General features: G+C 54.5%; 13 protein-coding genes and 1 other annotated feature. Of the genes, 9 read left to right on the top strand and 4 right to left on the bottom strand.

From position 1 onward, the window contains the following. Positions 1-194: 194 nt before the first annotated feature. Positions 195-2,126 (top strand): murein transglycosylase, encoded by a 1,932-nt coding sequence (sltY, locus tag J2X14_RS08580; RefSeq protein WP_352410803.1) that lies wholly within the window; start codon positions 195-197, stop codon positions 2,124-2,126. 44 nt (positions 2,127-2,170) lie between these two features. After that, positions 2,171-2,491, top strand: a complete 321-nt coding sequence (gene trpR / locus J2X14_RS08575) for a trp operon repressor (RefSeq protein ID WP_352410802.1) — start codon at positions 2,171-2,173, stop codon at positions 2,489-2,491. Between the two features lie 6 nt (positions 2,492-2,497). On the opposite strand, the gene yjjX is transcribed toward trpR, so the two are convergent. Continuing rightward, complete coding sequence (yjjX, locus tag J2X14_RS08570; RefSeq protein ID WP_352410801.1) at positions 2,498-3,031, bottom strand: inosine/xanthosine triphosphatase; 534 nt, start codon at positions 3,029-3,031, stop codon at positions 2,498-2,500. A 51-nt stretch (positions 3,032-3,082) separates the two neighbouring features. Between yjjX and gpmB the strand changes: the two genes are divergently transcribed. Beyond that, the gene (gene gpmB, locus J2X14_RS08565) at positions 3,083-3,730 is read left to right on the top strand and encodes a 2,3-diphosphoglycerate-dependent phosphoglycerate mutase GpmB (protein WP_352410800.1); all 648 of its coding nucleotides are present in this window, start codon (positions 3,083-3,085) and stop codon (positions 3,728-3,730) included. Between the two features lie 33 nt (positions 3,731-3,763). Here the strand turns inward: gpmB and robA are convergent, their stop codons facing one another. After that, positions 3,764-4,642: an MDR efflux pump AcrAB transcriptional activator RobA gene (gene robA, locus J2X14_RS08560; RefSeq protein WP_352410799.1), complete on the bottom strand. Its 879-nt coding sequence runs from the start codon at positions 4,640-4,642 to the stop codon at positions 3,764-3,766. 198 nt (positions 4,643-4,840) lie between these two features. Between robA and creA the strand changes: the two genes are divergently transcribed. Then, a complete protein-coding gene (gene creA, locus J2X14_RS08555) occupies positions 4,841-5,314 on the top strand; it encodes a protein CreA (RefSeq protein WP_352411078.1) in 474 nt (157 codons plus the stop codon). Between the two features lie 37 nt (positions 5,315-5,351). On the opposite strand, the gene arcA is transcribed toward creA, so the two are convergent. Next, positions 5,352-6,068, bottom strand: a complete 717-nt coding sequence (arcA, locus tag J2X14_RS08550; protein ID WP_352410798.1) for a two-component system response regulator ArcA — start codon at positions 6,066-6,068, stop codon at positions 5,352-5,354. A 614-nt stretch (positions 6,069-6,682) separates the two neighbouring features. Between arcA and J2X14_RS08545 the strand changes: the two genes are divergently transcribed. The 5 genes from J2X14_RS08545 (at position 6,683) to thrC (ending at position 12,405) form a co-directional block, all read left to right on the top strand. Further along, positions 6,683-7,363 carry a tRNA/rRNA methyltransferase gene (locus tag J2X14_RS08545; protein ID WP_352410797.1) on the top strand — a complete coding sequence of 227 codons (681 nt, stop codon included), beginning with the start codon at positions 6,683-6,685 and terminating at the stop codon, positions 7,361-7,363. 207 nt (positions 7,364-7,570) lie between these two features. Next, positions 7,571-7,639 (top strand): thr operon leader peptide, encoded by a 69-nt coding sequence (gene thrL / locus J2X14_RS08540; protein WP_103059984.1) that lies wholly within the window; start codon positions 7,571-7,573, stop codon positions 7,637-7,639. Beyond that, positions 7,578-7,694: a sequence feature (Thr leader region), on the top strand. It overlaps the preceding gene by 62 nt. Before the next feature lie 26 nt (positions 7,695-7,720). Next, entirely contained in the window at positions 7,721-10,183 is a 2,463-nt protein-coding gene (gene thrA, locus J2X14_RS08535; RefSeq protein ID WP_352410796.1) for a bifunctional aspartate kinase/homoserine dehydrogenase I, read from the top strand. A 2-nt stretch (positions 10,184-10,185) separates the two neighbouring features. Beyond that, on the top strand, positions 10,186-11,115 hold the full coding sequence (gene thrB / locus J2X14_RS08530; protein WP_352410795.1) for a homoserine kinase: 930 nt from the start codon (positions 10,186-10,188) through the stop codon (positions 11,113-11,115). Positions 11,116-11,118: 3 nt separating this feature from the next. Continuing rightward, positions 11,119-12,405, top strand: coding sequence for a threonine synthase (gene thrC, locus J2X14_RS08525; RefSeq protein ID WP_352410794.1), 1,287 nt, complete (start codon positions 11,119-11,121; stop codon positions 12,403-12,405). A 105-nt stretch (positions 12,406-12,510) separates the two neighbouring features. On the opposite strand, the gene yaaA is transcribed toward thrC, so the two are convergent. Next, the gene (gene yaaA / locus J2X14_RS08520; RefSeq protein ID WP_352410793.1) at positions 12,511-13,287 is read right to left on the bottom strand and encodes a peroxide stress protein YaaA; all 777 of its coding nucleotides are present in this window, start codon (positions 13,285-13,287) and stop codon (positions 12,511-12,513) included. Between the last annotated feature and the right edge of the window lie 65 nt (positions 13,288-13,352).

The raw sequence follows: 13,352 nt of genomic DNA, 5'->3' as shown, positions 1-13,352 counted from the left end.
TTCCCTGTTTGCCTGTTTTGTCCTTATGTTAACGCTAAAAAAGTGCAGCGTCAGCCGCCGCCGGGCAGCGTCTGTGATCCCTGACCCGAAAGTAAATTTTGTGAAGAACGTGGCACGACGCCGATCGCCTGGTTAGCATGAAGAGAGCCAGGCCATCCGGCCGGATCGGATAAAGAGTAAGAGGAGAGCTTGTGGTGACTCACAGGAAGGAGAGGGGACGTTACTGGTTGGCTGGTTTCTGTCTGCTTGCCGTTAGCGGCAGCGTATTGGCTGATTCGCTGGATGAGCAGCGTAGCCGTTATCAGCAAATTAAACAGGCATGGGATAATAACCAGATGGAAGTCGTGGCGCAGCTGATGCCCACGCTGCAAGATTATCCGCTTTATCCTTATCTGGAATATCGCCAGCTGTCGCAGCATCTCGATCAGGAGACCAGCCTGGCGGTTAACAACTTCATTAAACGCTATCCCACTTTGCCGCCGGTGCGTACGCTCTCTTCACGCTTTGTTAATGAGCTGGCGCGACGCGAAGACTGGCGCGGCCTGTTGACGTTTAGCCCGCAGGAGCCGCAGCCGGTGGCTGCCCGCTGTAACTGGTATTACGCCAAATGGGCAACCGGTGAGCAGCAGGTCGCCTGGGAGGGGGCGAAGTCAATCTGGCTGCGCGGTAGCTCGCTGCCGAGCGGTTGCGACAAGCTCTTTTCGATCTGGCAGGCGGCAGGGGAGCAAACGCCGATCACTACGCTGGAGCGTATTCGCCTGGCGATGGTCGCGGGCAATACCAGCCTGGTTAATTTCCTCGCTAAGCAGTTGCCCGCCAATTATCAAACCATGGCCGATGCCATTGTCGCGCTGCAAAACGATCCCGCTACGGTGGAAACTTTTGCGCGCGGCGTAGGGCCAACCAACTTTACCCGCCAGGCGACCTCGCTAGCGCTGGCGCGTCTGGCGCGTGAAAATACGGAAAATGCGCGCGCGATGATCCCCACGCTGGCACGCTTACAGCAAATGAGCGAGCAAGAAACGCAGGAGATGAAAGAGGCCGTGGCCTGGCAATTGATGAGCGGCGACCTCACCAGCGAACAGGCGCGCTGGCGTGATAGCGTGGTGATGAGCAGCGCCTCGACTTCGCTGCTTGAGCGGCGTATCCGTCTCGCCTTAAGCAATAACCATCGGCGTGGATTAAATACCTGGATTGCGCGGCTGGATCCCGACGCGAAGCAGAAAGATGAGTGGCAGTACTGGCAGGCGGATCTGCTGCTGGAGCGCGGACGCAAAGAGGAAGCGGAAGAGATTCTGCGCAAGCTTATGCAGGAGCGTGGCTTCTATCCGATGGTCGCTGCGCAGCGTCTGGGCGTGGAATATCCGCTGCGGGTGGATAGCGCGCCGCGGCCAGATAGCAGCGTCGATAACGGACCGGAAATTGCTCGCGTGCGTGAGCTAATGTACTGGGGCATGGATAACCTGGCGCGCACCGAGTGGAGCCGACTGGTCGCCAGTAAAACCGCTGCGCAGCAGCAAATGCTGGCGCGTTATGCGTTGAACCATGGCTGGTGGGATCTGAGCGTGCAGGCCACGATAACCGGCAAGCTGTGGAACCATCTTACCGAACGTTTTCCGCTGGCGTGGCAGGAGCAATTTACCCAATACACGCGTGATAAAACTATCCCGTCAAGCTATGCCATGGCGATTGCTCGTCAGGAGAGCGCCTGGAATCCTAAAGCGCGTTCACCCGTGGGCGCGGCCGGATTAATGCAGGTGATGCCCGCTACCGCCAGCCATACGGTGAAGATGTACAGCATACCGGGCTACGTAAACAGCAGCCAGCTGCTGGATCCGCAGACCAATATTCAGATCGGCACGCAGTATCTGGATCATGTTTACCAGCAGTTTGATCAGAACCGGATCTTCTCGTCTGCGGCTTACAATGCCGGGCCGGGGAGGGTACGCACCTGGCAACGCATCAGTAATGGCCAGCTGGATGCGGTGGCCTTCATCGAAACCATTCCTTTTTCAGAAACGCGCGGCTACGTGAAAAACGTGCTGGCTTATGATGCTTATTATCGCCATTTCCTCGGCCAGCCTGAACAGCTGCTGTCTGATGCCGAGTGGCAGCGTCGCTACTGAATATGCTACTCTTCCGTACTCGCCAATGAGTACGGAAGAATTTCATGAATCCACATTCCCCGATCCCGGTAACTGAAGATCCGCAGGATGAAAACTGGCTGCGCTTTGTTAATCTGCTGGAAGAGGCGTTCCGTCAGGGTTTACAACTGCCGCTACTGCAATTGATGATGACCCCGGACGAGCGCGAGGCGTTCGGCACGCGGCTGCGCATTATTGAGGAGTTGCAGCGCGGGGAGATTAGCCAGCGCGAACTGAAAAACGAGCTTGGCGTCGGCATTGCGACGATTACGCGCGGTTCCAACAGCCTGCGCGCCGCGCCGCCAGCGTTAAAGACGTGGCTGGACGCGCAGTTGTCGGTTAAGTGATGCGGATTATTGCGGCGTGGCTGGCTGCTGATAAATAGCGTTATGGAAAGGGCAAAGCGCCAGCACCAACGCCTGATAGTAGACGCTGCTACGCGTGAGCAAACCCTGCGTAAAGACGCCAATCGCGCCGCCTTTGTGTTTGATATTTTCAATGCCGGTAAGGCGCGCCATCTCTTCACCCAGTTCGTGACCGGCATGGAGGCTCGCCATAATGGACGCCGGTAAGGTGAAACTGGCCGAGCGCGATTCGCCGCGCTGTTTGTGATCTTCCACCACCATCCATGCAAAAGCATCATTACCTTCAATGCCCGCTTCAATCGCTACCCAAAAATCAGCTTCAGGCCGAACCTGCCGTGCGTTCATTACCCGATGGCGTGCGCCAGTTCGCGTTTCTGCATTGGTTAGCGGCTGAGCGGCAACGCCGCTGTCGACCGCAACGCCCTCAATGTGGCAGGATCCTTCGCCGAAAACATCATGAAACGCCTGAGAAATAGCACTAATTTTGGCCGGATTGGTGGTAGCAGCGACAACATGGTACATAATTATCTGAACCTTCTACGCAATTTTGACGCAGTATAACGGAAAAAAAGCATGTTACAGGTCTATCTTGTTCGCCACGGAGAAACGGTTTGGAACGCGGCCAGGCGCATTCAGGGACAGTCGGATAGCGCGCTGACTGAAAAAGGAGAACAGCAGGCTCGGCAGGTTGGCGAGCGGGTGAAGTCTCTGGGCATTACGCACGTTATCAGCAGTGATTTAGGACGCACGCGTCGTACCGCTGAAATTATCGCGGACGCCTGCGGCTGTAGCGTGACGCTCGACGCACGGTTACGTGAATTGAATATGGGCGTACTGGAACAGCGTCCGATCGATACGCTGAGCGAAGAGGAAGAAGGCTGGCGACGTACATTAGTCAACGGTACGGAAAACGGTCGTATTCCACAAGGCGAAAGCATGGCGCAGCTGGCGGAACGTATGCATCAGGCGCTGAATGCCTGTCTTGATCTGCCGGCTGGCAGCCGTCCGCTATTGGTCAGTCATGGTATGGCGTTGGGCGTGCTGATTAGCACGTTGCTCGGGCTGCCCGCTCATGCGGAGCGCCGGTTACGGCTGCGTAACTGTTCGCTTTCGCGCGTCGATCATCAGCAAAGCGCCTGGCTGGCGACCGGCTGGGTAGTGGAAACCGCAGGCGATGTTTCGCATCTTGATCTGCCCGCGCTGGATGAACTGCAGCGCTAATTAAACGGGCCCGCGATGCGGGCCCGGTGATCATCAGGTTTCGGTACGGCGGATAGGAATCAAATATTCGCAGCGGATCTCTTTCGGCGGCTCGGGGCGCTTCTTGCCGCCGTGCGTATAGAAACGCTCAATATCTTGTCCCTGACGGCGCGTCAGCTGTAACGTTGGCATGCAGGTACCGTAAAGCAACAGGATAAATTCCTGTAGCTGGTTGCGCGGGCCTTCATAATTAAACTGGACGTAATCGCCGCCTTCCAGCAAAACGGTCTGCGCGGACTGCATGGTTTTGGCCAGCTGATCGGAGGGCACGGCGGTGGTATACAGGATCTCCTGCTCGTCGTCCTTTTCCTGGCTGGCGCGCACCTGATGCAGGCCATACAGCACCGGCGGTACCGTATCCGTTTCCAGCAGGAACTGCTGCCAAAAATGGACGCGCATCTCATCGCGATAGCGCGAAATCTGTTCCAGTGCACAGGTATAGCTTTGCGTTTGTCCTACCAGCAGGGTTTCCGGCAGGGTGACAAAATGCGCTTGCGGCAACGTGGCGTTATCCAGACGAATCGGCGGGCGCAGGCCATAAGCGTTCCACTCTGAGGAGCGACGATAGTATGCTGGCGTTTGGTTAAACTGTTTTTTAAAGGCGCGGGTAAAGGTCTGCTGGGAATCAAAACGGTACTGCAGCGCGATATCCAGAATCGGACGGCTGGTAAGACGCAATGCCACTGCCGCTTTTGACAGACGACGGGCACGAATATAGGCACCAATCGCATGACTGGTGACTTCTTTAAACATTCTTTGCAGATGCCATTTGGAGTAACCTGCTTTTGCCGCCACATTATCCAGTGACAGGGGCTGATCGAGATGGCTCTCCAGCCAAACAAGCAAATCGCGAATGATACCAGCTTGGTCCATAAAACATCCTCTTGTACTTAGATTGGCGCAGGCAACGCAAAGTCGCGGGATCATAGCACTAAATGCGCAAAAAACGCTGAGGCTTTTACCTGGTGGATTGTGCTATCTGCCCGGCAAATAGCGCACAATAAATTAGTCTGGCTTATCCTTAGCGGAAAGCATGAGCAAATAAACTTAATAATAGATGACGGTAATAATATGATAGTAAAGAAATTTTTAATAATAACGATGGCAACTTTGTTCTCTGCTGGCGTGGCCGCGGAAGAGATCGGTTCGGTTGATACGGTGTTCAAAATGTTTGGGCCTGACCATAAAATCGTGGTGGAGGCTTTTGACGATCCTGATGTAACAAATGTGACCTGCTACGTAAGCCGCGCGAAAACCGGAGGGATTAAGGGTGGGCTGGGACTGGCGGAAGATACCTCTGATTCAGCGATTTCCTGTCAGCAGGTAGGGCCGATAACCCTGAACGAACGTATTGCTCAAGGGAAAGCGCAGGGCGAAACGGTTTTCCGCAAGCGCACTTCATTCCTGTTTAAAAAGTTACAGGTCGTGCGCTTCTTTGATCAGAAGCGGAACACGCTTATCTATCTTTCTTATTCAGATAAAGTCGTAGAGGGATCGCCTAAAAATGCGCTAAGCGCCGTCCCCATTATGCCGTGGCAGCGCTAGAGGAAGCAACGGCGAGTGGCCTCGCCGTTTTGCCGAACTATTCCTGCAGTTCGCCGCAGAAACGATAGCCTTCGCCGTGGATAGTCGCGATGATTTCCGGCGTATCCGGCGTTGATTCAAAATGTTTACGGATGCGGCGAATGGTGACATCAACCGTACGGTCGTGCGGTTTTAACTCACGCCCGGTCATTTTTTTCAACAGATCGCCACGGGTTTGAATTTTTCCTGGGTTCTCGCAGAAGTGCAGCATGGCGCGGAATTCACTGCGCGGCAGCTTATACTGTTCGCCATTCGGGCTGATCAGCGAGCGGCTATTGATATCCAGTTCCCAGCCATTGAATTTATAGCTTTCTACCTGCTTACGCTCTTCGCTGGTTGCGGCGAGATTCATCGTACGTGAAAGCAGATTGCGTGCGCGGATAGTTAATTCGCGCGGATTAAACGGCTTGGTGATGTAATCATCAGCGCCAATTTCCAGACCCAGAATTTTATCAACTTCGTTGTCGCGCCCGGTTAAAAACATCAGCGCAACGTTTGCCTGTTCGCGCAGTTCACGCGCCAGTAACAGACCGTTTTTACCCGGTAAGTTGATGTCCATAATCACCAGATTAATATCGTTATCGGTCAGTACCTGATGCATCTCTGCGCCATCCGTCGCTTCAAACACTTCGTAGCCTTCGGCTTCAAAAATGCTTTTTAGCGTGTTACGTGTGACTAGTTCATCTTCAACGATAAGAATATGCGGGATCTGCATGAGTTCGCTACCTAAAATTTGCCAACAAAATCGGAAACAGGATGTACTGCCGTTAGCATGGCAAAGCAAATTGTGTTTGCCTGAATAGCGGAAGTACAGAATTATGTTCTTGATGCACCATCCATCAACGTCAACAACATTGTTAGCGCAGCCACAAGGATGAATCCTGCATGCCCCGGCAGTGCCAAATGGCCGTTATCCTAGCTACATTAACAGCAACATAACAGCAGAGACTACAACCAATAAGCATTAAAACAACGCTTCGTTGACTTATATCAAATCAAGTGTAGCACGTTAACACTTTTGTGAAAAATGCTCACCAGAATGCAAGCTTAGCTCACAATAATTGGGCTTTAAGCTATGTCTTAGCCAACTGATAGTGCGCAAAAGTTTACTCAGTTAATTATTAAAATACAATTTTGATTTATAAGCTCTTATTCATGATCTTTCTTTGTTATTTATGTTTTGATTAATTAAACAGTTTAAACCCGTTAAATCTGAAATTTTACCATGCCAATTTGATTGGTTAGTTATTTGTTATGTAATTGATACTATTATTTAACATATTGTCGTGCCACAGTATGTTTGTTCATAAATTTATCTTTAGGATTTATATGCGTTTCCCGATTGTTCTGGTTTCTCCTGCCCGTCCGGAAAATATTGGCGCGGCCGCTCGCGCTATGAAAACCATGGGTTTTTCCGAGCTGCGTATCGTGCAAAGCGAAGCCTGGCGCGATCCGGCGACGCGCATCGTGGCGCACGGCGCAGGGGATATCATTGATAATATTCAACACTACCCTTCGCTTACCGCTGCGCTGGCGGATATCGATTTTTCCGTCGCGACCACCGCACGCAGCCGGGCGAAATTCCGCTATTACGCGACGCCGCAACAAGTAGAAACGATTTTACGTGAGAAGCAGCAGTGGGTCAGCGGGATGGCGCTGGTTTTCGGCCGTGAAGATAGCGGCTTAACCAATGAAGAATTAGAACAGGTGGATCTGTTGACCGGCATCCCAATGGCTAATGATTATCCTTCGCTGAATTTAGGTCAGGCGGTAATGGTCTATTGCTATCAGTTAGCGTCGTTAAGGGAAGTGGTAGCGCCGACGGCCGTTACGGCAGACGATCGGCAGCTTGATGCGCTGCGTCAGCGCCTGGCTGCGCTACTGGATCGCCTGCATGTCGCCGATGACGAAAAGCTGGCGGACTGGATACAACAGCGGATTGGCCTGCTGGAGCAGCGTGATAGCGCGATGCTGCATCGGCTGTTGCATGACATTGAAAAAAACCTCTAGCGAAAAATTTGGCTTACAGGCGTGAAACTGGTTAATCATTCCAGCTTGCCGGGGAAGGCGTAACAGATTTCGCCAGACATGATGAGGTTTAGCGTTTCCGCTGTGGTGATGGCAGATTGCCAGCGGCGATAAATCCATTGACTTCATCAGGCGATTGCTTTACTTCTGAAAAGCAGACGAACACGGAAACAGACAGATAAAATCAACATGCGTACAAACAGCCTGAACACCACCATTATTACAACCACCATTACCACAGGTAACGGTGCGGGCTGACGCATACAGGAAAAAGAAAAAAAGCCCGCACCTGATAAGTGCGGGCTTTTTTTTCGGCTTAAATTCAGGAGATGCTTAACCATGCGAGTGCTGAAATTCGGCGGGACATCAGTGGCAAATGCAGAACGTTTTCTGCGGGTTGCCGACATACTTGAAAGCAACGCAAAGCAGGGACAGGTTGCAACCGTGCTTTCCGCCCCGGCTAAAATCACTAACCATCTGGTGGCGATGATCGAAAAAACCATCAGCGGTCAGGATGCTTTGCCAAATATCAGCGACGCAGAACAGATTTTTGCTGCGCTGCTACAGGGATTGCAGGCGGCCCAGCCAGGCTTTGCCTGGGATCGACTACAGGCGCTGGTGGATAAAGAGTTTGCTCAGCTGAAGCAGATGCTGCACGGCATCAACCTGCTGGGGCAGTGCCCGGACAGCGTTAACGCCGCCATTATCTGCCGGGGCGAGAAACTTTCTATCGCCATTATGGAGGCGCTATTGCAGGCGCGCGGCCATCGCGTCAGCGTTATCGATCCGGTCAACATGCTGTTAGCGCATGGTCATTACCTTGAGTCCACGGTGGATATTGCCGAGTCCACGCGCCGTATTGCCGCCAGCCATATTCCCGCCGACAGCATGATTTTAATGGCCGGTTTTACCGCCGGAAATGAGCGCGGCGAACTGGTGGTGCTGGGGCGTAACGGTTCCGACTATTCTGCGGCGGTGCTGGCCGCCTGCCTGCGCGCCGACTGCTGTGAGATCTGGACCGATGTCGATGGTGTGTATACCTGCGACCCACGTCAGGTGCCGGATGCCCGCTTGTTGAAATCGATGTCTTATCAGGAAGCGATGGAGCTTTCCTACTTTGGCGCCAAGGTGCTGCATCCACGCACCATCGCCCCTATCGCCCAGTTCCAGATTCCTTGTCTGATTAAAAATACCGCCAATCCTCAGGCTCCCGGCACCTTGATCGGCGGCGACGCCAATGATGACGCCAATCCGGTGAAGGGCATCACCAACCTGAATAATATGGCCATGTTTAACGTCTCCGGGCCAGGCATGAAAGGCATGGTCGGGATGGCGGCGCGCGTGTTTGCTGCCATGTCGCGCGCGGGGATCTCTGTGGTACTGATTACCCAGTCCTCTTCCGAATACAGCATCAGCTTCTGCGTGCCGCAGAACGAGCAGGCACGCGCCCGCCGGGTGCTGCAAGATGAGTTCTATCTGGAATTAAAAGATGGCCTGTTGGAGCCGCTGGATGTGATGGAGCAGCTGGCGATTGTCTCGGTGGTAGGCGATAAGATGCGTACCCAGCGCGGCATTTCAGCAAAATTTTTCGCCGCGCTGGCGCGGGCCAATATCAATATCGTGGCGATTGCTCAGGGCTCGTCAGAGCGCTCCATCTCCGTGGTGGTGAATAATGATGAAGTGACTACCGCGGTGCGCGTGGTTCATCAGATGCTGTTCAACACCGATCAGGTGATTGAAGTGTTTGTGGTGGGCGTCGGCGGCGTCGGCAGCGCGCTGCTGGAGCAGCTACATCGCCAGCAGACCTGGCTGAAGAACAAACACATCGACCTGCGCGTTTGCGGCATCGCTAACTCCAAAGCGTTGTTAACCAATGTGCACGGCATCGATCTCAGCAACTGGAAAAGCGCGCTGGCTGAGGCCAGCGAGCCGTTTAAGCTGGATCGCCTGCTGCGCCTGGTCAAAGAGTATCATCTGCTGAATCCGGTGATTGTTGACTGTACCTCAAGCCAGGCGGTTGCCGATCAGTATGCTGACTTCCTCGCGGACGGCTTCCATGTGGTGACGCCAAACAAAAAGGCCAACACCTCTTCCTGGAACTACTATCAGCAGCTGCGCGCGGCGGCGGCCAAATCGCGCCGCAAATTCCTTTACGATACCAACGTCGGCGCTGGCCTGCCGGTGATTGAAAACCTGCAAAACCTGCTGAACGCGGGCGATGAGCTCATCAGCTTCTCCGGCATTCTTTCCGGGTCGCTCTCCTTTATTTTCGGCAAGCTGGATGAGGGGATGTCGCTTTCCGAAGCCACCAGGCTGGCGCGTGAAATGGGCTTTACCGAGCCGGATCCGCGCGACGATCTTTCCGGTATGGATGTGGCGCGTAAGCTGCTGATCCTGGCGCGTGAGGCGGGCTATCAGCTGGAGCTAAGCGACATTGAGATTGAGGCGGTGCTGCCTGAGGAATTTACGGCGATTGCCGACGTTGAAAACTTTATGCAGCGGCTGCCGGAGCTGGATAAGGCATTTGCCGAGCGGGTTGCCCTGGCGCGTGAGGCGGGCAAGGTGCTGCGCTTTGTCGGCGCGATTGAAGAGGGCGGGCGCTGCCGCGTGAAGATCGACGCGGTAGACGGCAACGATCCGCTGTATAAAGTGAAAAACGGTGAAAATGCGCTGGCGTTCTACAGCCGTTACTACCAGCCGATTCCGCTGGTGCTGCGCGGTTACGGTGCCGGTAATGATGTTACCGCCGCTGGCGTCTTTGCTGATTTGTTGCGCACCCTGTCATGGAAGTTAGGAGTTTAAACATGGTAAAAATTTATGCGCCAGCCTCAATTGGCAACGTCAGCGTTGGCTTTGACGTGCTGGGCGCGGCGGTAACGCCGGTGGACGGTTCGCTATTGGGCGACTGCGTTACCGTTGAGGCAGCTGACAGTTTCAGTCTGGTTAATCAGGGACGCTTTGTCAGCAAACTGCCCGCCGATCCGCAGGAGAATATTGTTTATCAATGCTGGCAACGCTTTTGCGAAGCAATCGGGAAAACCGTGCCGGTGCGCATGACGCTGGAAAAAAACATGCCGATCGGCTCCGGTCTGGGCTCCAGCGCCTGTTCCGTGGTAGCGGGGCTGATGGCGATGAATGAATTCTGCGGCAGGCCGCTGGATGATACGCAGCTGCTGGCCCTGATGGGCGAGCTGGAAGGGCGCATCTCCGGCAGCGTGCATTACGATAATGTCGCGCCCTGTTTTCTGGGCGGCCTGCAGCTGATGCTGGAAGAGAACGGCATTATCAGTCAGGCGGTGCCCTGCTTTGATGAGTGGCTGTGGGTCATGGCCTATCCGGGCATTAAGGTTTCTACCGCCGAAGCGCGGGCGATTTTGCCAGCGCAGTACCGTAAAGAGGATTGCATTAAGCACGGGCGTTATTTGGCGGGCTTTATTCACGCCTGTCATACCGCTCAGCCGCAGCTGGCGGCGAAGCTGATGCGCGATGTTATCGCCGAACCTTACCGTACGAAACTGCTGCCCGGCTTTGCCGCGGCGCGTCAGGCCGCGCAGGATATCGGCGCGCTGGCCTGCGGGATTTCCGGCTCTGGCCCGACGCTGTTTGCCGTTTGTGATAACCAGGAAACGGCGCAGCGCATGGCGGACTGGCTGCAGCAAAACTATCTGCAAAATGATGAAGGCTTCGTCCATATTTGCCGTGCCGACACGGCGGGCGCACGAAAACTGGGATAACGCATGAAACTCTACAATCTTAAGGATCACAACGAACAGGTCAGCTTTGCACAGGCGGTAAAGCAGGGGCTGGGTTCGCAGCAGGGGCTGTTTTTCCCCCTGGAACTGCCCGAATTTGAGCTGACCGATATTGATGCCATGCTGGAGATGGATTTCGTCACCCGCAGCAGCAAAATTCTCTCTGCCTATATTGGCGATGAGATCGAACCGCATCAGCTGGCGGAACGCGTGAAGGCGGCCTTCGCCTTTCCTGCGCCGGTCGCGCCGGTCACGGAAGATATCGCCTGCCTGGAACTGTTTCATGGCCCGACGTTAGCCTTTAAAGACTTCGGCGGTCGCTTTATGGCGCAGATGCTCGCTTATATCAGCGGCGCGGACGAAGAGATCACCATCCTTACCGCCACCTCTGGCGATACCGGCGCGGCGGTGGCTCATGCCTTTTACGGCATGGAAAATGTGCGCGTGGTTATCCTCTATCCGCAGGGCAAAATCAGCCCGTTGCAGGAAAAGCTGTTCTGTACGCTGGGCGGCAATATCCACACCATCGCCATTGATGGCGATTTCGATGCCTGCCAGTCGCTGGTGAAACAGGCGTTTGATGATGAAGCGCTGAAAAAAGCCATTGGCCTTAACTCGGCGAACTCGATCAATATCAGCCGCCTGCTGGCGCAGATCTGTTATTACTTCGAGGCGGTGGCGCAGCTGCCGCAGGAAAAACGCAACCAGCTGGTGATCTCGGTGCCCAGCGGTAACTTCGGTGACCTGACGGCAGGCCTGCTGGCGAAATCGTTGGGGCTGCCGGTAAAACGCTTTATCGCCGCCACTAACCAGAACGATACCGTGCCGCGTTTTCTCTCTAACGGCGCCTGGCAGCCGAACGCGACTGTCGCCACGCTCTCCAATGCGATGGATGTCAGCCAGCCGAATAACTGGCCGCGCGTAGAAGAACTGTTCCGTCGTAAAACCTGGCGTTTAAACGAGCTGGGCTTTGGCGCAGTGGATGATGAAACTACCCGCAGCACGATGCGCGAGCTGGCGCAGCTGGGCTATATCTCTGAGCCGCATGCCGCTATCGCTTACCGTATGCTGCGCGATCAGCTGCAGCCGGGCGAGTTTGGCCTGTTCCTCGGCACCGCGCATCCGGCAAAATTCAAAGAGAGCGTGGAAGAGATTCTGCAACAGACGCTGCCGCTGCCGGACGAGCTGGCGGAACGCGCCGACTTGCCTTTGCTGTCGCATCAGATGAAGCCGGACTTCGCTGAGCTGCGGGTATTCCTGACCCAGTTTTAACCGTTGAGCGATAAAAAAGCCGCCTGGCAGCGAAGAGGCCAATCCCAGTCTGAACGCGTTGATGGGATACGCTTCGCCGCCAGGCGGCTTTTTATCGCCTGTAAATCAGGCCTGTTCGTGGCGTTTAAACACCAGTTCGCTGCCGCGGCTGCTTGCTTCATCAAAGAAATAGCCGTCGAGGTTAAACTGCTTTAGCTGCTCCGCCTCCTGCAAACGGTTTTCAATGATATAGCGGCACATCAGGCCGCGCGCCTTTTTGGCATAGAAGCTGATGATTTTGAATTTGCCGTTTTTCTCATCCAGGAAGACCGGCTTGATCAGGCGCCCGTTCAGCTTTTTCGGCTGTACCGCTTTGAAGTACTCATCCGACGCCAGATTAATCAGCAGGTCGTCGCCCTGCGCCGCCAGCGCCTGATTTAACGCCTCGGTAAGGGTTTCGCCCCAGAAACTGTAGAGATCTTTGCCCGCCGGATTAGCGAGCCGGGTGCCCATTTCCAGACGGTAAGGCTGCATGAGATCCAGCGGCCGTAACAGGCCATACAGGCCAGAAAGCATCCGTAAATGCTGCTGAGCAAAATCGAAATCCGCTTCGCTGAAGGTTTCCGCCTGCAGACCGGTGTAAACATCACCCTTAAACGCCAGGATCGCCTGACGCGCGTTGTCCGGCGTAAAATCGGGCTGCCAGTCGTTAAAGCGCTGGGCGTTCAGCAGCGCCAGCTTATCGCTAATGCTCATCAACGAAGCGATTTGCGCGGGCGAGAGATCGCGCGCCACGTTAATCAGCTGTTGTGATTTTTCCAACAGTGCGGGTTGCGTATAGCGAGTCGTCGCCAGCGGCGTGGTGTAATCCAGCGTTTTGGCTGGCGAGATAACCATTAACATCGATATTTCCTTAGCGTAACCCGCAGGTTTTTCATCTTTTTTTGCTTCTGGCCGCCGATTTTAGC

The organism is Mixta sp. BE291 (assembly GCF_031457955.1).
Taxonomy (GTDB): domain Bacteria; phylum Pseudomonadota; class Gammaproteobacteria; order Enterobacterales; family Enterobacteriaceae; genus Mixta.
This window is presented reverse-complemented; position numbering and strand designations above follow the sequence as displayed.

Coding starts and splice junctions, on each gene's coding strand:
- trpR (WP_352410802.1), top strand. CDS start 2,171: ATGAATCCACATTCCCCGATCCCGGTAACTGAAGATCCGCAGGATGAA.
- yjjX (WP_352410801.1), bottom strand. CDS start 3,031: ATGTACCATGTTGTCGCTGCTACCACCAATCCGGCCAAAATTAGTGCT.
- gpmB (WP_352410800.1), top strand. CDS start 3,083: ATGTTACAGGTCTATCTTGTTCGCCACGGAGAAACGGTTTGGAACGCG.
- robA (WP_352410799.1), bottom strand. CDS start 4,642: ATGGACCAAGCTGGTATCATTCGCGATTTGCTTGTTTGGCTGGAGAGC.
- creA (WP_352411078.1), top strand. CDS start 4,841: ATGATAGTAAAGAAATTTTTAATAATAACGATGGCAACTTTGTTCTCT.
- arcA (WP_352410798.1), bottom strand. CDS start 6,068: ATGCAGATCCCGCATATTCTTATCGTTGAAGATGAACTAGTCACACGT.
- J2X14_RS08545 (WP_352410797.1), top strand. CDS start 6,683: ATGCGTTTCCCGATTGTTCTGGTTTCTCCTGCCCGTCCGGAAAATATT.
- thrA (WP_352410796.1), top strand. CDS start 7,721: ATGCGAGTGCTGAAATTCGGCGGGACATCAGTGGCAAATGCAGAACGT.
- thrB (WP_352410795.1), top strand. CDS start 10,186: ATGGTAAAAATTTATGCGCCAGCCTCAATTGGCAACGTCAGCGTTGGC.
- thrC (WP_352410794.1), top strand. CDS start 11,119: ATGAAACTCTACAATCTTAAGGATCACAACGAACAGGTCAGCTTTGCA.
- yaaA (WP_352410793.1), bottom strand. CDS start 13,287: ATGTTAATGGTTATCTCGCCAGCCAAAACGCTGGATTACACCACGCCG.